This is a genomic window from Dongia sp., from assembly GCF_041909655.1.
GTDB lineage: Bacteria > Pseudomonadota > Alphaproteobacteria > Dongiales > Dongiaceae > Dongia.
Map to the genome: position 1 here is coordinate 352,269 of NZ_JAYRDA010000006.1, position 18,623 is coordinate 370,891.

21 protein-coding genes and 3 tRNA genes are annotated in these 18,623 nt (G+C 62.4%); 13 read left to right on the forward strand and 11 right to left on the reverse strand.

What is annotated here, in order from left to right; genetic code table 11:
• Positions 1-33 precede the first annotated feature (33 nt).
• Positions 34-108 (reverse strand) — tRNA-Asn (locus tag ACE3PR_RS14885).
• Between the two features lie 255 nt (positions 109-363).
• Between ACE3PR_RS14885 and ACE3PR_RS14890 the strand changes: the two genes are divergently transcribed.
• Positions 364-1,089, forward strand: coding sequence for a sugar phosphate nucleotidyltransferase (locus ACE3PR_RS14890; RefSeq protein WP_374373408.1), 726 nt, complete (start codon positions 364-366; stop codon positions 1,087-1,089).
• Between the two features lie 135 nt (positions 1,090-1,224).
• Here the strand turns inward: ACE3PR_RS14890 and xth are convergent, their stop codons facing one another.
• Positions 1,225-2,019 carry an exodeoxyribonuclease III gene (gene xth / locus ACE3PR_RS14895; protein WP_374373410.1) on the reverse strand — a complete coding sequence of 265 codons (795 nt, stop codon included), beginning with the start codon at positions 2,017-2,019 and terminating at the stop codon, positions 1,225-1,227.
• Between the two features lie 15 nt (positions 2,020-2,034).
• Positions 2,035-2,382: an iron-sulfur cluster insertion protein ErpA gene (erpA, locus tag ACE3PR_RS14900; protein ID WP_374373413.1), complete on the reverse strand. Its 348-nt coding sequence runs from the start codon at positions 2,380-2,382 to the stop codon at positions 2,035-2,037.
• A 190-nt stretch (positions 2,383-2,572) separates the two neighbouring features.
• Between erpA and ACE3PR_RS14905 the strand changes: the two genes are divergently transcribed.
• From ACE3PR_RS14905 to ACE3PR_RS14935, 7 genes are all read left to right on the forward strand, one after another.
• On the forward strand, positions 2,573-3,766 hold the full coding sequence (locus tag ACE3PR_RS14905; protein ID WP_374373416.1) for a deoxyguanosinetriphosphate triphosphohydrolase: 1,194 nt from the start codon (positions 2,573-2,575) through the stop codon (positions 3,764-3,766).
• Between the two features lie 130 nt (positions 3,767-3,896).
• Entirely contained in the window at positions 3,897-5,102 is a 1,206-nt protein-coding gene (locus tag ACE3PR_RS14910; protein WP_374373418.1) for an SPOR domain-containing protein, read from the forward strand.
• A gap of 24 nt (positions 5,103-5,126) precedes the next feature.
• Positions 5,127-6,131, forward strand: coding sequence for a beta-N-acetylhexosaminidase (nagZ, locus tag ACE3PR_RS14915; protein WP_374373420.1), 1,005 nt, complete (start codon positions 5,127-5,129; stop codon positions 6,129-6,131).
• A 69-nt stretch (positions 6,132-6,200) separates the two neighbouring features.
• A complete protein-coding gene (locus ACE3PR_RS14920; RefSeq protein ID WP_374373423.1) occupies positions 6,201-6,908 on the forward strand; it encodes a site-2 protease family protein in 708 nt (235 codons plus the stop codon).
• Positions 6,909-6,924: 16 nt separating this feature from the next.
• Positions 6,925-7,875: a ScpA family protein gene (locus tag ACE3PR_RS14925; protein ID WP_374373425.1), complete on the forward strand. Its 951-nt coding sequence runs from the start codon at positions 6,925-6,927 to the stop codon at positions 7,873-7,875.
• Positions 7,872-8,819 (forward strand): SMC-Scp complex subunit ScpB, encoded by a 948-nt coding sequence (gene scpB, locus ACE3PR_RS14930; RefSeq protein ID WP_374373428.1) that lies wholly within the window; start codon positions 7,872-7,874, stop codon positions 8,817-8,819. The genes ACE3PR_RS14925 and scpB overlap by 4 nt, the downstream gene beginning before the upstream one ends.
• Before the next feature lie 118 nt (positions 8,820-8,937).
• On the forward strand, positions 8,938-9,369 hold the full coding sequence (locus ACE3PR_RS14935) for a CBS domain-containing protein (RefSeq protein ID WP_374373430.1): 432 nt from the start codon (positions 8,938-8,940) through the stop codon (positions 9,367-9,369).
• Between the two features lie 16 nt (positions 9,370-9,385).
• Here the strand turns inward: ACE3PR_RS14935 and ACE3PR_RS14940 are convergent, their stop codons facing one another.
• A complete protein-coding gene (locus ACE3PR_RS14940; RefSeq protein WP_374373432.1) occupies positions 9,386-9,865 on the reverse strand; it encodes a PAS domain-containing protein in 480 nt (159 codons plus the stop codon).
• A 411-nt stretch (positions 9,866-10,276) separates the two neighbouring features.
• The gene (locus ACE3PR_RS14945) at positions 10,277-11,800 is read right to left on the reverse strand and encodes a PAS domain-containing sensor histidine kinase (RefSeq protein WP_374373435.1); all 1,524 of its coding nucleotides are present in this window, start codon (positions 11,798-11,800) and stop codon (positions 10,277-10,279) included.
• Between the two features lie 282 nt (positions 11,801-12,082).
• On the opposite strand from ACE3PR_RS14945, the gene ACE3PR_RS14950 reads away from it, so the two are divergent.
• Positions 12,083-13,135 carry a transglycosylase SLT domain-containing protein gene (locus ACE3PR_RS14950; protein ID WP_374373437.1) on the forward strand — a complete coding sequence of 351 codons (1,053 nt, stop codon included), beginning with the start codon at positions 12,083-12,085 and terminating at the stop codon, positions 13,133-13,135.
• Positions 13,136-13,152: 17 nt separating this feature from the next.
• Here ACE3PR_RS14950 and ACE3PR_RS14955 read toward each other — a convergent pair whose 3' ends face one another.
• The 3 genes from ACE3PR_RS14955 to ACE3PR_RS14965 all read right to left on the reverse strand — a co-directional run bounded on the left by ACE3PR_RS14955 (position 13,153) and on the right by ACE3PR_RS14965 (position 14,862).
• The gene (locus ACE3PR_RS14955; RefSeq protein WP_374373439.1) at positions 13,153-13,416 is read right to left on the reverse strand and encodes a hypothetical protein; all 264 of its coding nucleotides are present in this window, start codon (positions 13,414-13,416) and stop codon (positions 13,153-13,155) included.
• An 81-nt stretch (positions 13,417-13,497) separates the two neighbouring features.
• On the reverse strand, positions 13,498-13,941 hold the full coding sequence (locus tag ACE3PR_RS14960; RefSeq protein ID WP_374373441.1) for a CoA-binding protein: 444 nt from the start codon (positions 13,939-13,941) through the stop codon (positions 13,498-13,500).
• 15 nt (positions 13,942-13,956) lie between these two features.
• Entirely contained in the window at positions 13,957-14,862 is a 906-nt protein-coding gene (locus tag ACE3PR_RS14965; RefSeq protein ID WP_374373443.1) for a phytanoyl-CoA dioxygenase family protein, read from the reverse strand.
• Positions 14,863-15,074: 212 nt separating this feature from the next.
• Here ACE3PR_RS14965 and ACE3PR_RS14970 point away from each other — a divergent pair, with 212 nt between their 5' ends.
• Positions 15,075-15,296 carry a hypothetical protein gene (locus tag ACE3PR_RS14970; RefSeq protein ID WP_374373445.1) on the forward strand — a complete coding sequence of 74 codons (222 nt, stop codon included), beginning with the start codon at positions 15,075-15,077 and terminating at the stop codon, positions 15,294-15,296.
• Positions 15,297-15,371: 75 nt separating this feature from the next.
• On the opposite strand, the gene ACE3PR_RS14975 is transcribed toward ACE3PR_RS14970, so the two are convergent.
• From ACE3PR_RS14975 to rlmB, 3 genes are all read right to left on the reverse strand, one after another.
• Complete coding sequence (locus ACE3PR_RS14975) at positions 15,372-16,421, reverse strand: Fe(3+) ABC transporter substrate-binding protein (protein WP_374373447.1); 1,050 nt, start codon at positions 16,419-16,421, stop codon at positions 15,372-15,374.
• Positions 16,422-16,559: 138 nt separating this feature from the next.
• Entirely contained in the window at positions 16,560-16,991 is a 432-nt protein-coding gene (locus ACE3PR_RS14980; RefSeq protein WP_374373449.1) for an EF-hand domain-containing protein, read from the reverse strand.
• Positions 16,992-17,023: 32 nt separating this feature from the next.
• A complete protein-coding gene (rlmB, locus tag ACE3PR_RS14985) occupies positions 17,024-17,779 on the reverse strand; it encodes a 23S rRNA (guanosine(2251)-2'-O)-methyltransferase RlmB (protein ID WP_374373451.1) in 756 nt (251 codons plus the stop codon).
• A 341-nt stretch (positions 17,780-18,120) separates the two neighbouring features.
• On the opposite strand from rlmB, the gene ACE3PR_RS14990 reads away from it, so the two are divergent.
• From ACE3PR_RS14990 to ACE3PR_RS15000, 3 genes are all read left to right on the forward strand, one after another.
• Positions 18,121-18,206 (forward strand) — tRNA-Tyr (locus ACE3PR_RS14990).
• Between the two features lie 67 nt (positions 18,207-18,273).
• Positions 18,274-18,347, forward strand: a tRNA-Gly gene (locus ACE3PR_RS14995).
• Between the two features lie 88 nt (positions 18,348-18,435).
• Positions 18,436-18,623: GTP-binding protein (locus ACE3PR_RS15000; RefSeq protein WP_374373453.1), on the forward strand; the 188-nt coding region annotated here is incomplete at its 3' end.

Here is an 18,623-nt window from a genome sequence, read left to right on the forward strand (position 1 = left end):
AACCCGATCTGGATTCCGGCGCGTTTCAGAAAATGGCTCCCCGGGCCGGATTCGAACCAGCGACCAACCGGTTAACAGCCGGTTGCTCTACCGCTGAGCTACCGGGGAATAATCGGCAGCGGACCCAAACGGGGGTCCAACGCGTGCGGGGCAGCTTATAGCAGAGGCTTTCCCCGGCTGCAAACAGCTTTCTCAGCTCATCCCGACCAAGACAAGCGCCTGATTTGGCGCGAGAATCCGGGCCGCCAATTGTCGCACCGCCCCCTGCCGGGGGTTGACAGCGGGGGCGACATTATCGATCCTGCCGCGCCATTCGAGACCCGGGCGCAAACCGCCGGGCCACCTAGATTCTTCGGAGATTCCATGAAGGCCGTCATCCTGAGCGCGGGCCAAGGTTCGCGTCTGTTGCCCTTGACCGAAGGGCGCCCGAAATGCCTGCTGCCGCTCGGCGACAAGACGCTGATCGAATGGCAGATCTGGGCGCTGACGCAAGGCGGCGTCGACGACATCGCCGTGGTCGTGGGCTATCACGCACAGGATGTGGTCGCCCTTCTGAAGAAGCTCGAAGGGCCGAAGCTCAAGATCCGCACCATCTACAACCCGTTCTACAAGCTCGCCGACAATCTCGCCTCGTGCTGGCTGGCACGCGAGGAGATGCGCGAGGATTTCGTCATTCTCAACGGCGACACGGTGATCGAGCCGAAGATTTTCCAGACTCTGCGCGCGAGCCCCGCGGCGCCGATCACGGTCACGATCGACAAGAAGGAATCCTACGATTCCGACGACATGAAGGTGCATCTCAAGGGCACGCGGCTCCTCGATATCGGCAAAACGCTGACCCCCGATCGCACCGACGGCGAATCGATCGGCATGCTGCTGTTCCGTGGGCCGGGGCCGAAGCTCTTCACCGACACGCTCGATGCACTGATGCACACGCCCGAAGGCCTCAAATGGTGGTATCTCCGCGCCATCGGCCAGATCGCGCAAAATCACCAGGTCGAGACCTGCTCGATCGAAGGGTGTCTCTGGGGCGAAGTCGATTTCCCCGCCGATCACGAGCGCGTCTCGCAGCTCGTGACAGAGTTCTGATCCCATATCTTCGAAGTAATTTTTTGTGTCATGGTCCGCGAAGGCGGACCATCCACGAGTTTGATTGCGATTGAAGAAAGCAACTCGTGGATCCCCCGCCTTCGCGGGGGATGACAAAAAAGTGGTGCGCTCTTCCTAAAGCCTCAGCTCGCACCAGACCGGCGTGTGGTCACTGGGCTTTTCCTTCTTCCGCGGGTCGCGGTCGATCTCGCAGGCTTCCAGGCAATCGGCGGCCTGGGGCGAGAGCATCAGGTGATCGATGCGCAGGCCCTCGTCGCGCTGCCAGCGACCGGCCTGGTAATCCCAGAAGGTATAGCGATGGCCTTCGGGATGCAGATGCTGGAAGGCATCGGTATAGCCCAGCCAGGCTAGTGCGCGGAAATGCGCGCGGGTCTCCGGGCGGGCGAGGGCGTCATCGGCCCAGGCCACAGGATCGTAGACATCGTTATCGGTCGGGATGACGTTGTAATCGCCGCCGAGGATGGTTGGTTCTTCCAGCTTCAGCAGCTCGGCCGCATGCGCCTTCAGCCGCTTCATCCAGGCGAGCTTGTAGGGAAACTTTTCGCTCTCGACCGGATTGCCGTTGGGGAGATAGATCGTGGCGACGCGCAGCGCCTTCCACTTCTCGCCCTCGGGCACGTCGATGATGGCCTCGAGATAGCGGGCCTGCTCGTCGCCGTGATCGCCCGGCAGGCTGCTCTGCTCGATCGTCATCGGTGTGCGCGACAGGATGGCGACGCCGTTATAGCTCTTCTGGCCGATGCAATTGACGTTGTAGCCGAGGCTCTCGATCTCGAGCCGCGGGAACTCGGCCTCGGTGCATTTGATTTCCTGGAACAGGGCCACATCCGGCTGCGCCTGCTTCAGCCAGTCGAGGACGTTGCCGATGCGCGCGCGCAGCGAATTGACGTTGAAGGTCGCGATTTTCACCGGTGATATGCCGGATCAGACGGAGAAGGAACTGCCGCAGCCGCAGCTCGATTGCGCGTTCGGGTTCTTCACCTGGAACGCGGCGCCGACCAAATCCTCGACATAATCGACTTCCGAGCCCGCGAGGAGTTCCAGCGAAGTATCGTCCACCACCAGCTTGACGCCGTCGCGCTCGAAAACGCGGTCATCCTGCTGGGCCGATTTGTCGAAGGAGAAGCCGTACTGAAAGCCTGAGCAGCCGCCGCCGGACACGCTGAGGCGCAACATCAGGTTCGCATCGCCTTCCATCTGGATGAGGGTGGCGATACGCTTCGCGGCACTGGCGCTCAAGGTCACCTGCGGATGGGGCGTCATGTCGGTCATACGAGTCACTTCGGCCAAGTTGAATACCAAGTCGAATAGTTGAGCCAGTATCTAGGACGTTTCCCGCAAATGTCAAACGCCCGCCATGCATGGCTGGTATCGATGGCCCTAATATTTCCACGTCTTTTCAAATGCTTCCCCTGATATCAAGCCAGTGGCACGTATCCCGGCGGGCTGGTAGGGTCGCGCCATGCAATTAGCAAACTATGCCTGCTACCCGGAACAGAGCCGCGGCCGGCGCGTCGCCGAGGCGGAAAGCCCGATGCGCTCGGTCTATCAGCGCGACCGCGACCGGGTGGTGCATTCGGCGGCCTTCCGGCGCCTCAAACACAAGACCCAGGTCTTCGTCTATCACGAAGGGGATCATTACCGGACGCGCCTGACCCACAGCCTCGAAGTGGCGCAGATCGCCCGCACCATCGCCCGCGTCCTCGGCCTCAACGAGGATCTCGCCGAGGCGCTGGCGCTGGCGCACGATCTCGGCCATCCGCCTTTCGGCCATGCGGGAGAGGAGGCGCTCAATGCCTGCATGGCGGAACTGGGCGGCTTCGATCACAACGAGCAGACCTTCCGCGTGCTCACCACGTTGGAGCACCGCTATGCCGCTTTCGACGGGCTCAACCTGACCTGGGAGATGCTGGAAGGGATCGTCAAGCATAACGGCCCGCTCACGGGAGCCCATGCCGGCGCCCAGGCCCTGGCCCATGGCGTGCCGGCGACGATTGCGGCTTATGATGCCGAATGGCCGCTGGAACTGGGCGGCTTTGCCAGCGCCGAGGCCCAGGTGGCGGCCCTTTCCGACGACATCGCCTACAACAATCACGATATCGATGACGGCTTGCGGGCCGGGCTTTTCGCCATTGCCGATCTCCACGATGTGCCGCTGGCGGGGCCGGTCTTTGCCGACGTGGCGGCGCGCTATCCCGGCCTCGAGACCAGCCGGGTGATCCATGAGGCGGTGCGGCGCATGATCCATCTGATGGTGGCCGATGTGCTGGAGGAGAGCGGGCGACGCCTCGCGGCAAACCGGGTGCAATCGGTCGCCGATATCCGTGGGCTCACTACGCCGGTGATCGCTTTCTCGCCGGCGATGCGCGAGAACGATGTCGGTCTCAAGCGCTTTCTCTTTCAGCGCATGTACCGCCATGAGCGCATCAACGCGACCATGGCCCATGCAAAGGGCGTGGTGCGCGACCTCTTCGATCTTCACATCGCGCGGCCCGATTTGCTGCCGCCGGAATGGTCGCGCGAGATGGCTGGCGAGGATACGCGGCAGCGCGCGCGCCATGTCGCCGATTACATCGCCGGCATGACCGACAAATTCGCCCTCGAAACCCATGCCCGGCTCTGCGGCGCGGGCTGCGATGTTTCAGAAAAATCCTAACTGAATCTATGCGTTAAGCCATGCCGTCACGGCCCTGTCGCTTGACCGACTCGGGCTTTTGCTGGTTTGATTCCAAGATTGTGGCGGTATCTCGAATCCGCCCTCCAACATCGCGTCAAGGATCGCGGCCATGTCCACCGAACCCAGCCCGCGGGCAGAACAGATTCAGGCCAACGTGGCCGCTGCGTTGAGTCGCCTCCGGGGCGAGCCGGCAGCGCAGGCCGCGCCCTCGGCCCCGGCGCCCCGTGCCGAGGCAGACCACATTCTCACCGAGGGCGAACCCCTCTTCTCGGTCGATGCCAATGCCAGTGCGACGATGGGTGTGCCGGATCCCAGCATGGCCCTGGGCCCACATGGAAGCGGGACGGAACCGGCCGGCCACCGCGATACACCGTTCGAGCGCCTGACCGGGCTGACGCCGGACGACCAGCCGGATCTGCTGCAAGGGATCGGCGCCTCGCCACCGCCTTTTGCCGATCTGCCGGATGCCGAGGTTGAGGCCGCGCGGCGGAAACGCCGCCTGCGGAACCGGCTGCTGCTGGGTGCGGCGGCGGTCGCGTTGCTGGCCGGTTTCTGGATCCTGAGCGGCGGCGATAGCGGGACCCAGGAAGTCCCGGTGATCACGGCCGACGGCTCACCCGAGCGGGTGAAGCCGGAGGAAGAGGGCGGCCTTGCCGTCCCCAACCAGGATGTCGCGATACTCAATAATGCCGATGGCACGACGACGAATCAGGCCGAGACGGTCCTGCCGGCGCCGGAACAGCCGGCGGCACCACCGCCGCCACCGGCAGTCGCGGCGACCGAAGTGCCTGCAACGGATGTTCCGGCGACCGTGGCGACGGCGCCTGAAGCCGCCACTGCGACCCCGGGTATTCCCAGCGTGAGCGCCCCCGACGTCACGGCGATCCCCAGCGTGCCGGCGCCGACCGAATTGGGTGCGGCCGATCCGGCAGCGGCAACGCCCGAGACAGCCGCGCCGGCTGCCGAGACTGCCGCCACGGAAGCGGCCCCGGCGGAAACAGCTCCTGCCGAAACGGCGGCGGCCACCGATCTGCCCAAAGTCAGTGCCGCGATCCAGCCGGTTCCCGGCGGAACGGCACGGATCCAATTGGCGTCGGTAAAGTCCGAGGACGGTGCACGCGCCGAATGGGCAAGGCTCCAGAAGGCTCATCCCGCCATCCTGGGTGGACTGGAACTGCATATCGAGCGCTTTGAAAAGAGCGCCGGCGATGTCTATTACCGCGTGCAGGCCGGGCCACTCGGCGACAAGGCCAGCGCCAAGCAAATTTGCGCTGATTTAAAGCAGAAAAATCAAGCGTGTATCGTCGCTAATTAAGGCGATATCTCAGGGGGAATTACAATGCCATTGGCAGCCATTCTGGGCTGTGCCGGCCCCGAACTGACGGCGGCCGAGCGGGACTTTTTCAAATCCGTCGACCCGCTCGGCTTCATCGTCTTTGCCCGCAACCTGATCGATCCGGAACAGGCTCGTCGCCTCACCGCCGAGCTGCGCGCGAGTGTGGAGCGGTCGGATGCACCGATCCTCATCGACCAGGAGGGTGGCCGTGTGGCGCGCCTGAAGGCACCGCATTGGCGGCATCCGCCGGCGGCAGACAAGTTCGGTGTCATCGCCGCCATGGACCGGGCCCGGGCGGCGCAGGCGGTCCGCATCAATCATGAACTGATGGCGGCGGAGATGCTCGATCTCGGCATCAATGTCGATTGCGCACCCATGGTCGATGTGCGGGCACCCGGCGCCCATGACGTCATCGGCGACCGCGCTTTCGGCTCGGACCCCTATCTGGTGGCCGATCTCGGCCGGGCGGCGGCCGAGGGGCTGATGGCGGGTGGTGTCATGGCGATCGTCAAGCACATCCCCGGCCATGGCCGCTCGACCATCGACAGCCATCACGATCTCCCCCGGGTGGATGCCGATTTCGACACCCTGGCCGAGACCGATTTCGTGCCCTTCCGGGCGCTCAACGATATTCCCTGGGCGATGACGGCCCATATCATCTACGGCGCCATCGACGACAAGCTGCCGGCAACCTTGAGCCCCACCGTGATCGCCGAAGTGATCCGGGGCGAGATCGGCTTCCCGGGATTGCTGCTGTCGGACGACCTGTCGATGAAGGCGCTCAAGGGCGGTCTCGACGAACTCGCCCAGCAGAGCCTGGAGGCCGGCTGTGACGTCGTCCTCCATTGCAACGGCGACATGGCCGAGATGGAGCGGGTGGTGCGCGGGTCCAAACCCTTGTCGGCGGTGGGCCAAGCCCGCTATGAACAGGGCCAGCGGCGCCTCAACCGGGAACCGGATGTCGATCGCGCTGAAATGTTGGATGAGCTTTCGGCTTTAATGGCCTGATCCTGCGTCATTATTGAAGCGAAAGTCGGGCGTGCCATGAATTGGCCGCCAGCCACGAGGAGTCAGGCGTTGAACGAAGCCGAAATCGGCAGCTTTATTCAGACGGCATCCACTTGGGTGCTGCCGGTCTTGCTGGCCATCACGTTTCACGAGGCGTCGCACGGCTTCGTCGCCTGGAGGCTGGGTGACGACACCGCCTATCGCCTGGGCCGGGTGACCTTCAATCCCTTTCGTCATATCGACCCCTTCGGCACCCTGCTGCTGCCGGGCCTGCTGATTCTCTTCGGGGGGCCTCCCTTCGGTTATGCCAAGCCGGTGCCGGTCAATTTCGGACGCCTGCGGCACCCGCGCCGCGATTCCGCTTTGGTGGCGGCGGCTGGGCCGGGCAGCAATATCGTGCTGGCGCTGCTCTCGGCGGTGGCGCTGCATGCCATTGCCTGGCTGCCGGAGGTCGCGCAGCAATGGGCGGCGGCGACACTCATAAATTCCATTATTCTCAATGTAGTGCTGGCGATCTTTAATATGTTGCCTTTGCTGCCGCTGGATGGTGGCCGGGTGCTCGCCACGCTGTTGCCGCGGCAACTGGCCATCCCCTTCATGCGGACCGAGCGCTTTGGCATGCTGGTTCTGCTCGCCCTGATTTTCGTCATTCCGATGATCGGGAATCAGTTCGGCGCCAATATCAATATTTTGGGCTGGCTTTTGCATACCCCCTACGAATATGTCGTGGGGAAGATCCTCGCCTTCACCGGCGCGGATACCCTCCTGACGAATTAACGAAGCGACGGTTTCGATGGCGCAATGGATCGCCGACGACGACAAAGACCAATCCGAGCCCAGACCCGAGGCTGAGGCTGCTGTGGACGAGGTTGCGCCGGCCGATGCGCCCGCGGGCCCCGAATCCGGCCCTGAAACCGGCGAGGCGGGGGGCGAGGCCGACGACCGCGAGCCGGTGGCGGCCAATGACGATGGCGATCTGCATCTCGATCTCGACGGCTATGAGGGGCCGATCGACATCCTGCTGACCCTGGCCCGCGACCAGAAGGTCGATCTCAAGAAGATCTCGATCCTGGAACTGGCTGACCAGTACCTTGCCTTCATCGCCCGGGCCCGGAAGTTGCGGCTGGAGCTGGCGGCCGATTACCTGGTCATGGCGGCCTGGCTTGCCTATCTGAAATCGCGCCTGCTGCTGCCCGAACCGCCCGGCGACGGGGAACCCACCGGTGTCGAATTAGCCGCCGCTTTGGCCTTCCAGCTGCAGCGCCTCGAGGCGATGCAGAAGGCTGGACAGGCCATGCTCGATCTGCCGCAGCTAGGCCGCGACACCTTCCTGCGCGGCGCGCCTGAGCCCCTCAGGGTGGTCGACGTGCCAGTCTTCGAGCTTTCGCTCTACGACCTTCTGAAGGCCTATGGCACCCATCCCGGCCGCCGCCGCGAAGGCATGCTGCAGATCCAGCCCCTCAATCTTTTCTCGATGGACGATGCGCTGAAGCGGATCGGCGATTTCATCGGCCAGACCCTGGATTGGACCACCTTGCAGCATTTCCTGCCCGAGGGGCTGCGCCAGCCATTGCAGCGCCGCGCCGCGGTCGCCGCCACCTTTGCCGCCAGCCTGGAGCTCGCACGCTCCGGCATCATCAATCTGCGCCAGGACGGTCTTTTCGGGCCGATCTATCTGAAGCGGGCCGACCCGCGCCAGCGCGATTCCGACAATGACGTGCCCAGTGAAGTGACCCCATCATGAGTGAAGAACGCTTTGTAACCCTGCGCTTCCTGGAAGCGGTCCTGTTCGCGGCCTCCGAGCCGCTGAGCGAAAAGGTGCTGGCCCAGCGCCTGCCCGACGATGCCGACCTCAAGGGCCTGCTGCAGGAATTGAAGGAGCACTATGCCAATCGTGGCGTGATGCTGATGCAGTTCGAGGACCGCTGGGCGTTCCGCACGGCGCCCGACCTCTCGCACCGCATGTCGGTCGAGCGCAAGGTGGTGCGCAAGCTGACCCGCGCCGCCATCGAAACGCTGGCGATCATCGCCTATCACCAGCCGGTCACCCGGGCCGAGATAGAAGAAATCCGCGGTGTCGCCATTTCCAAGGGCACGCTCGATTCGCTTCTCGAAGCGAATTGGATCAAGCCCAAGGGCCGCCGCGAAACGCCGGGCCGACCGGTGGTCTGGGGTACGACGACCGAGTTCCTGGAGCATTTCGGCCTGGAAAGCTGCGAGGCTCTGCCGGGGATCGAAGAACTGCGCGCCGCCGGCCTGCTCGATGCACGCTCGGCCATCTCGACCCTGGGGACCCAGGCCAATGCCGCGGGCCATGCTTTGTCGGGTGACGAGAACGATGACGAAGAAGCCGCGGCCGCAATCGAACTTCGCGGCGAACCGGACACCGAAGCCGGCGAGGCGGTGCCCGCCGCCGACGATGCTTACGATGCCGAGGTCCTCGCCCGCCTGGAAGAGCAGGCCGCCGAGAATGCCTTCGCAGGTGCGGAAGAAGCCGCCTCGGAATCAGATGAGGATGCCGGCTCGGATTCAGATGATGAAGCCGATGACGACGATGATGATGACGACGACATCGACGACGAGGATGAGAGCGGCGACGATGACGACGAAGATGATGACGATGACGACGACGATGAAGAATCCGACGATGACGATCCGGATTCAGGCCGTCCGGTGAAGGAAGCCTGAGGCAGGCCGTCGGTCACGCCTTTTCCTTCGCAGATGCCAAAAGCGTTGCGTTCGCTCAAATCCACGCTACGCTGTTTCCTTCAGGGCCGCTGAGCGGCCGCAAGGAAGGGTGGCTGCGATGACCGTTGCGAGCATCCTCAAGGGCAAATCCGATCGCCTGATTTCCGTCAAGGAGGCCGATAGCCTCGCCGATGTCGCGCGCATCCTCACGCAAGAGAATATCGGCGCCTTGCCGGTGCTCGATGACGGCGGCGATATGGTGGGTATTATTTCCGAACGCGATCTTGTGCGGCAGATCGCTAAAGTGGGCGCCGAGGTGCTGACGCGATCGGTGCGGGACGTGATGACCCGCAACGTCGTTTGCTGCGGGCCCGACGATTCCATCGCCTCGACCATGGCCATGATGACGGCGCGGCGCTTCCGGCATCTGCCGGTCCGTTCGCAAGGCCGCATCATCGGCATGATTTCCATCGGCGACGTGGTCAAACGGCGTGTCGAGGATGCCGAGCGGGAGGCCGAATCCTTGCGCGAGTATATCGTTCGGGGATGAGCCGGGCGCGCTGGGATCAGCGCATCGTGACGCCGGCTTCACTGCGGAAGTAGATGCCGACCAGAACCATGTCGACACGCGTGCCGTCGCTCGACAGCGGCAGGATCAGTTTGGCCTGGCGCGAGAACACGCCATCACTGTTGATGAATTCGCTTTCGATGTAAGCGGGCCGCTTCTTCTCGATCACCGGGCGGTATTGTTCGAGGATCAGGTCCCGCTCTTCCTCGGAGGTGAGGGTTTCGATGCCGCGGCCGGTACGGCGCGAGCCGTAATAATGCTCCAGATTGGTGCCATCCAGGCGGATGCGGTAGGTCGTGATGTCGCCGGGAAACTCGATCAGCATCAGATTGCCGAGCCAGTCTTTCATCTCGAGAGGATCAATGTCCTGTCGGGCCGGCAGAACGCGCGCGCCTTTTTTGTCGCTCCAATAGCCATAGAGCGATTTCAAGCGGGGGTCACTGATCCCGTTTGGCGCCTCGGTCGCGATGGTATTCATCCTGATTACGCGGTGGCAGAACTAGTCACGCAATGAATCTAGTCGAGTAGAGGATTTTACTCACCAATATTCTTAAGAAAATGTTAGTGATAAAAAACTTCGTAACTCACACAAATAGACTAATAAGAACGGCAAAGTTCAATCAAAGGCCGTATTCCACAGATGCGCCGCGCCGCGCGATATGCGCTGCGGATGCCTCATATCTCGCGTTTTCAGGAATTTCCACCGCTGTGGCCTGAGGATGGGCTGTGTTAGTGATCGGCGCCACGCCCGCTCAATCAGTGATTGTTGTCGTCTGACCAAGATAATTTTCAGATTCTCGCAAACTGCGACACTAAGCGGCGATAGGTTGAATTTTAGTAAAATTGGCTGCGCGGAAAATCATGGCTGCGGTCCGGGCGGATGGTCCGCTCATCCGCCGCGCATCACCGCCGGCTGACGCACACGCGATGCCGGCAACGTCACGCGCACGACGGTGCCTTTGCCCGGCTCGCTTTCGATGGCGATGTGTCCCTGATGCAGTTCGATGAGGCTGCGGCAGATGGCGAGGCCCAGCCCGGTGCCTTCGCGTTGATGCTGCGAGGAGCGATTGGCCTGCACGAAGGGTTCGAAAACACGAGAGAGATCCTGTTCGGGGATGCCGATACCGGTATCGGCGACGGTAAGAGAGAAGGTGCCGTTGTCACCGATCGCCGTGGTGACAGCGACCGAGCCGCCCGGCGGCGTGAACTTGACCGCATTGGTGAGAAGATTGAGGAGGACCTGGAGCAGCCGCCGACGATCGCCGCGAATGCTGGGAAGATCGGGGCTTGAATCGATTTTGAGTGTGACCTCGCCCTGGCGGGCGCGCTCGGCCACCATGGTTGCGCATTGAGCGATCAATTCGGCGAAATCGACCGGGCCTTCCTCGAGGTCCAGCTTGCCCGATTCCACCTTGGAGTAATCGAGGATCTCGCTGATCAAGGTGATCAGGATGCTGGCGCTGCTGTGGATGTCCTTGGCGTATTCATTGATCTGACACAAATCGGCCTTGCCGCGCGTCATGAGTTCGGTCAGTTCCGAAAAACCCATGATCGCGTTCAAGGGCGTGCGCAGTTCATGACTCATATTGGCGAGGAACTCGCTCTTGGCCCGGTTGGATGATTCCGCTTCGCGCCGGGCGAGCAGCAATTGCCGCTCCACGCTCTTGCGTTCGGTAATGTCCTCGACCGTGCCCTGATAATGCAGCGGATTGCCCTGGGCGTCGCGGATCAGCCGCGCATTCTCGGAAATCCAGATGCGTTCGCGCGATTTGTGGCGATAGATTTCAGATTCGAAGTTCCGCACCATGCCGTCGCGATCCATCATGGCGACGAATTTCGCGCGCCGGGTCGGATCGACATACCATTCGCGCGAAATGTCGTTGACGCTGCGCACCAAATCCTCCGCCGTCTCATAGCCGTTGATGCGGGCGAGGGCCGGATTGGCGCTGATCATGTGCCCATCCAGGCTGGAGACGTAAATGCCCATGACCGCATTGTCGAACAGGCTGCGGAAGCGTTCCTCGGCCTGCCGCAGGGCGTGCTGGGATTGTACCAGAGCGGTGATGTCGATGATGCTGCCGACCACGACCGGCCCGTCCTCGGGATCGATGTGGAGCGAGGCCGATTGCGAAATCCACAAATGCTGGCCATCGACGCGGACGATTTCGCTGACTTCGTTGGCCAGATACTTGTCCTGCGCGATTTTGCGGATCAGGCGGTCGCGTTCCTGAGGGTCGACGAAGATCGAACTTAGCCGGTCGGCGACCGCCGCCAGCATGTCGCCTGGCGAGGCATATCCCAGCATTCTCGCAAAGGCGTTGTTGACGGAGAGCAGGCGGCCGCCATGCGCGGTCAAATAGATGCCGACATCTACCGTCTCGAAAACCAGCCGATGGAACGAATCGCTTTTCACAAGGACCCGGTGACCTGATTGGTGCCTGAGGCAAAATCTGACATCGCCCGGCCGCAATTGAAAGGAGTTGTTGGGTGGGAATTCCTGCCTCGGGCTCTTCTAGCATGCCTCCCCGGCGTTCTGGCACGCCGATTGCTGAGTTGGGCCCAGGACAATACGAGGCGGCAGAAAGCGGCACGTGATGGGCGCGATGAGAGCCATAAAACGATATTTGTCGGCAAATCTTGCCGATCGGCTTGCCATTCGCGCCCGCCAATGCCGTGGGCAGAGCGGGAGGGTGGAATGCTGAGCGGAGCAGTGACGCTGACCGGCGCCACCGGAAAGGACGTTGCCATCCGTCCGGATGTCCTGGCCGGTATCCAGCAGGCCAGTGCCTCGACCGGGATCGATTTTTCCTACCTGATGGCCCAGGCCAATCGCGAAAGCAGTTTCGATCCCACGGCGCAGGCGACATCGTCGTCGGCGGCCGGGCTTTATCAATTCATCGAGCAGACCTGGCTGGGTGTCGTGAAGACCCATGGCGCGGAATATGGCCGCGCCGATCTGGCCGAGCAGATCACCAAACGATCGGACGGCCGCTACGTGGTGAGCGATCCTGCGGTCAAGAAGGAGATTCTGGATCTGCGCCGGGATCCCGCCTTCGCGGCGTCGATGGCGGCCGAACACGCCGCCGACAACAAGGCGAAGCTCGAGGACAAGCTGGATCGCGAAGCGACCGGCACCGATCTTTACATGGCCCATTTCCTTGGCATCAGCGGTGCGATCAAATTCCTGCGCGCCCAAGCCGAAACGCCGGACCGCAGTGGCGCCAGCCTGTTCCCCAAGGCGGCCGCGGCCAATCCCGGAGTCTTCTACACCGCGGAGGGCAGGGCACGCTCGGTCGACGAGATCTATGAGCGCTTCGAGCAGCGCATCAGCACCGATATGGAAACCTATGCCAGCCTGGAGGCCAGCGACGGTGTCGATTCCGATGTGGCGGTCGCCGATGTGACAGTCGCCGATGCGCTGGCTGCCACGGCGGATGTTCAGGCAGCCAAGGCCGGCGCCATCGCACTCGCTTATCTTGGCGACGGCACGAGACCAACTGCGAGCGCAACGCAGAACACCCCGGAAATCCGCGGCTTCAGCCGCGTGGGCGGATTGCTCTCGCCCTTGATGCTGGTGACTTTGGCAGCCCTGCCGGTCGGCAAGGAGGATGCCAAGGACCAGCAGCCCAAGAGCCTCTTCGGCAACGATCAGGCCAATGGCGGCTCCAGCCTTTTCAACCGGGATGCCTTCGGCAACAGCAACGATCCTCTGGGCCTCGAGCGGATGCGCTCAGCCTACGCGCTCTGACGTTTTTGGTTGAGAGCTTAGTGGCGCGTGCCTTCGATGACGCGGCGGCCGGCATCGGTCAGCTTGCACACCAGCCAGTCAGGCTTCAGCGGATTGCTGAACCAGGGTTCCGCCCAGCCATGATCGATACAGGCGCGGATTGTCCGCTCATTGATCTTCTGACCCCATTCGTCGAACAGAGGCAGCTTGCCGCCCGGCTGCTTCAACCCCTTCGACAGCCAAGACAGCTCGGTGTCAGACGGTCGTTCGCTTGTATTGGCGGCACTTGATCCCCGCGGCATCTTATCCCTCAGAACTCTACCCCACTTGCGCCGACAATAGCGCAATCGGTGACCAGCGCCAAGGATTGCCGCTTAGGATCGTTATGCTTCGTGGCGGCCGCCGAACAGGCGCGGGATCTCGATCGCTGGGCAGCGATCCATCACTACGCGGAGGCCGGCGGCCTCGGCTTCCTGCGCGGCGGTTTCATTGACCACGTTCAATTGCATCCAGACCGTGCGGGCACCGATTTCGATCGCCTCGCGCGCGGCGGCGAGCGCATCATCCGAATTGCGGAAGATGTCGACCATGTCGATCTTGCCGGCCTTGGCTTCAGGGATGTCGGCAAGGCGCGCATAAACCAGTTCGTCGTTGAGCATCTTGCCGGCGATGCCGGGATTGACCGGAATGACGCGATAGCCGTGCTGCTGCAGGAAGCGCATCACACCATGACTCGGCCGCTCCGGCCTCGGGCTGGCGCCCACCAGGGCGATAATCTTCGTTTCGCGCAGGATCCGCCGCAGCAGATCGTCGGTAACGGTGGTCATGAGTGAGGTTTCTTTCTAGCCGTCATAGCTGGCCGCCTGCTGTCCGAAGAACGAGGCGGTCGTCGGCAGCTGCGGCAATGGCAGTTCATTGGCAACACAACGGACGCGGCCGCTGCGCGTTCCATGCACGATGCGTCCCTCGTGCCGGCTGGGCAGCGGGTTGGGGGAGAGCGGCACGGCATCCTCGGCGGAATAAACGCAGATGAACAGCGTGCGTGCCTGGTCAGAGAGATTGGGGCCCGAGCCGTGCAGCAGGCGTGTATGCATGAAGCAGACGGCACCCGCCGGTCCGATGCATTGGCGCGATTGCGCCATCAATTCGCTTTCCAGCGATTTGGTCACCGCGCCGGTGAAACGGCCATCATGCCACAACTCGTGAAGCTGGCCCTGATGCGATCCGGCGAGGACTTCCAGCGGCCCGTTCTGCGCCGTTACCTCGTCGACGAAGATCAGGGCGGTGACAAGGTCATCATTGCTGTGCGGGGTGAAGGGGAAATCCTGGTGCCATTTCACCTGCGTCGCGGCGCCCGGCAGTTTCGAATTGATCTTGGCGTGGTGGAATTTGACGTTGGGACCAATTAGGTCGGCGACCATCGCGGGAATGCGGCTCTCGGCCATTACCGAATCATAGGCGCTCGAAATCTCCGTTGGGGAATTGACCCGGCGCAGGGCAGGGCGCGCGGCACTGTGTCCGGGCTCCAGATCGAAACGCGGCCGACCGTCACTGATTTCACCCCAGGGCTCGGCATGAGACCGGCTTTCTGCCACCCAGCCAGCGAACTCTACTTGCAAGCTCGCGAGTTCCTGTGGGCTGAGCGCGTTCTCGACCAGAACGTAACCGTCACGCCAGAACGCCGCGTGCTGCGCTGCGGTGAGGTGACGGAGCGATTCTTGGGGGGCAGCAATACGGTCTGGAATCATGGTGCTGGCACCTGCGGGGACGGAGAAATTCCTATTCCGGTCAAGTCTATCCGCGCCTACGGCATGGCGTCGAGGCAGCCTTGCATCGAATCTTCCGTGTTTGGAAAGATAATTACTTAAAGTTCGATTAAATTCGTAATCGATACTTCTTGCGCTTCTGGTGCGACATGCCAATGTTATAGGCAACCGTAACCTTTATGAGGAGGGTGCCGATGGTCGTCGCCCAAGTCGGATCGTTTGCCGCTGGATTTGAAGCTGCCCGTGTGGCCGGCGTTCAGCAATCGTCGCAAACCGCTGCAGCCTCGGCAACCCAGCGTCAGGGCAAGGAAGAGGCTGAAGAGGCCGGCCTGCGCCAGACCGAAGTGGTCGAGGAGACCGGCGGTAACCAGGCAGCCAGCGGCACCGGCGAACGCCGCCTCGACATCACCGTCTGAGGCTTTCGCAGGTTTCGAATCAAAAACGCCGCCGAGGCAACTCGGCGGCGTTTTTCATTTCTCAGCCGGAGCGGATCAGGGCCAGCCAACCCGGTCCATGATCTTGACGGCGATCGGGTTGTTGCGGCCAAGCGCGGCGACATTCACTTCGTCGCGCTTGAACTCGCCCCAGGCGGCGACGACGTCTGAGACCTTCGATCCCTCGACCACCGGATATTCGTAATTGGCGCCGGAGAAGATTTCCTGCGCTTCCGGCTTTGCCATGAATTCGAGGAACGCCACCGCGTTGTCGCGATTGGGTGCGTGCGCGGCGACGCCGGCACCGGAGACGTTCACATGGGTCCCACGATCCTGCTGGTTCGGGAAGAACACGGCGAGGTTCTCGGCCTGCTTCTTCAGTTCCGCATCGTCGCCGCCCAGAATGCGCGCGAAATAGTAGGTATTGCTGATGCAGATGTCGCCCTGGCCGGCAATGAGCGCCTTGATCTGATCGGTATCGCCGCCTTCGGGCTTCCGGGCGAAATTGGCGACCAGGCCCTTGGCCCAGGCTTCTGCTTCCGCTTCGCCGTGATGTTCGACCAGTGAGGCGAGCAGGGACTGGTTGTAGATGTTGCCCGACGAGCGGATCAGGATGCGGCCCTTCCATTTCGGATCGGCGAGATCCTCATAGGTGCTGAGGTCTTCGGGCTTCACCTTGGTCTTGTCATAAACGATGACGCGGGCGCGGGTGGAGAAACCGAACCAATGGCCCTCGGGCTCGTGGTACTGGGCCGGAACATGCTCGTCGAGGAAGGCCGATTTGGTCGGCTGAAACACGCCGGCTTCCTGAGCGCGCCACAGATTGCCGGCATCCACGGTGACGAAGATGTCGCAAGGCGAACTGCTGCCCTCGAGCTTCACGCGCTCCATCAATTCTTCCGCGGTGCCCTGGATCTTGTTGACCTTGATCCCGGTCTCCTTGGTGAAGAGCTCGAACAGGATCTCGTCGGCGGGGTAGTGGCGCGCACTGTAAAGATTGACCTCGCCGGCTGCCTTCGCCTTGCCGGCCAGGCCGAGGCCCGCAAGGGCCATGGTGCCGGCGGCGAACTGCCGGCGCGAAAGATGGAAGGATGTGCGTGCTGTCATGGGACCCCCTGATGCTCCAGATGATGCGAATGGCTTTTTGTGCAAGTAATACTGACTTGCAATCGCACTATTTAGGCACAGAAAGTGGTTCCCGCAAGGCAGGATGACCCGTTTGCAGTCAAATTTCCGCGATTGGGATCAGTTGCCGCCGGCGGCGAGGAATTCTTCCTTGGAGACCATGCCATCCTTGTTGACGTCGGCGCGCGCGACCAGATCGAGGCAATAGGCCTGGTCTTCGTTGAAATCGACCTGGCCATCATTGTTGAAATCGGAGCGTTCGAAACGGGCGGTGAAGAAATCGATCGCATCCTGCCGCTCACTCGGGATGCCGAAGATATACTCGTCGAGCGACAGCGTGCTGCTCTTGTTGTCATCGACGCGGCGGAACTCCTTGGCAGCGATGCGCTGCAGATCCTCGAGCGAGACCAGCCCATCCTTGTTCTGATCGAGCCGGTTGAAATAGAGGGCGCGGAAATCCGGCTTGTCCTGCGCGGTGGCGGACGCGGCCAGCAAGGCGCTGGTCAAGCCGGCGAGGAGGGTGGCGCAAGCAAATTGCAAAGACCGATTCATCCCGTATTCCCAACTTCCTGATATGGGGCTGTTTACCTTACCAACTCATAGAGGGAAATGGCGGCGGCGTTTGACACATTGAGGTGATCGATCGGCCCTGAGGTCGGCAGACGCACCAGCAAATCGCAATGTTCCCGGGTGAGGCGACGCAGGCCGCTGCCTTCGGCGCCGAGACAAAGGGCCACTTTACCGCTGGGCTTGGCTTCGGAGAGGGTCTGCCGGCCCTCGGCCGCCAGGCCCAGGCACCAGAAACCGGCCTCCTTCAATTCCCCCATGGCGCGGACAAGGTTGGTAACGCGGGCGAGGGGCACATGTTCCAGGGCACCGGAGGCAGCCTTGGCGAGGACACCGCTTTCCGGCGCCGCATGCCGCTCGGTGAGGATGATGGCAAGGGCACCGAAAGCCGCCGCCGAGCGCAGGATCGCGCCCACATTGTGGGGATCGGTCACCTGGTCGAGGACGATCACGCTGGCCCGCTCCATGTCGCAGGCGCTGTCGCAGATCTCGTAAATGTCGGTTTCGGGCAGGGGCGAAACTCGCATGGCGATGCCCTGATGGACGGCATCCCGGCCGAGCAGGCGGTCAAGCGCTTCCCGATCGGTCCCTTCCGGGGCCGGGTGGGTGGCGGCATGCCCGCGTCCGATTGACGCGGCGGCTTCGCTGGTGGCCAGAATCTGATGAATGCGGCGCTTCGGGTTCTCGAGCGCCGCGCCGACCGCGTGGTGGCCGTAGAGCCAATACTGCCCGCCAGCGGCAGGAAAATGGTCCTGCCTGGGGTGATGCGGCAATTTTGTTGCTGAAATCCCCGGGCGATCGGACGAGTCAGGCTTGTGGCGCGGGCGACCTGCCCCTATATCGCGGTCCTGGCCGCCTTTGCCCCGTTGCCGCTCACCAGCGCTGTGGCGGTCTCCCGACGGCCCCTTATGACGGGGTTTTGAGGGTGGTCCGGAGTGCTTGCGCGGGGCCATGTCAGTCTCTATGATTGCTGCGACAAGCGAGCTTTACTCCAACTCCCCTCGGGCCGGAATCGAAATCGGCGCGATAGGGAGTTTTTGCTGTGTTTTCAAGTTGACATGGCTGGTTAAATGCTCATAAGTCCGCGTCTCCGCCCAGCGGAGTCGGTCGCGATGGAAGGGTGCCCGAGTGGCTAAAGGGGACGGGCTGTAAACCCGTTGGCTTCGGCCTACGTAGGTTCGAATCCTACCCCTTCCACCAATTGCCGGTTTGGCCGTTTTTCGGCCTCGCCGGTGAGCCGCGCGGAGACGCTGAAGGAGTGGTGTGGGCGGGTGTAGCTCAATGGTAGAGCTCCAGCCTTCCAAGCTGGCTACGCGGGTTCGATTCCCGTCACCCGCTCCAAAGTTTCGTTTGTGGCCGGCCTCGCCAGCTGCGGACATTGGGTGAGTTAAGAAGACGAGCGCAATTCTGGTTCTAAGGTTGTACAGACATGGCGAAGGCTAAATTCGAGCGTAACAAGCCGCACTGCAACATTGGCACGATTGGCCACGTTGACCACGGCAAGACGTCGCTGACGGCGGCGATCACGAAGGTTCTGGCGGAAACGGGCGGTGCGACGTTCACGGCCTATGACCAGATCGACAAGGCGCCGGAAGAGCGTGCGCGCGGCATCACGAT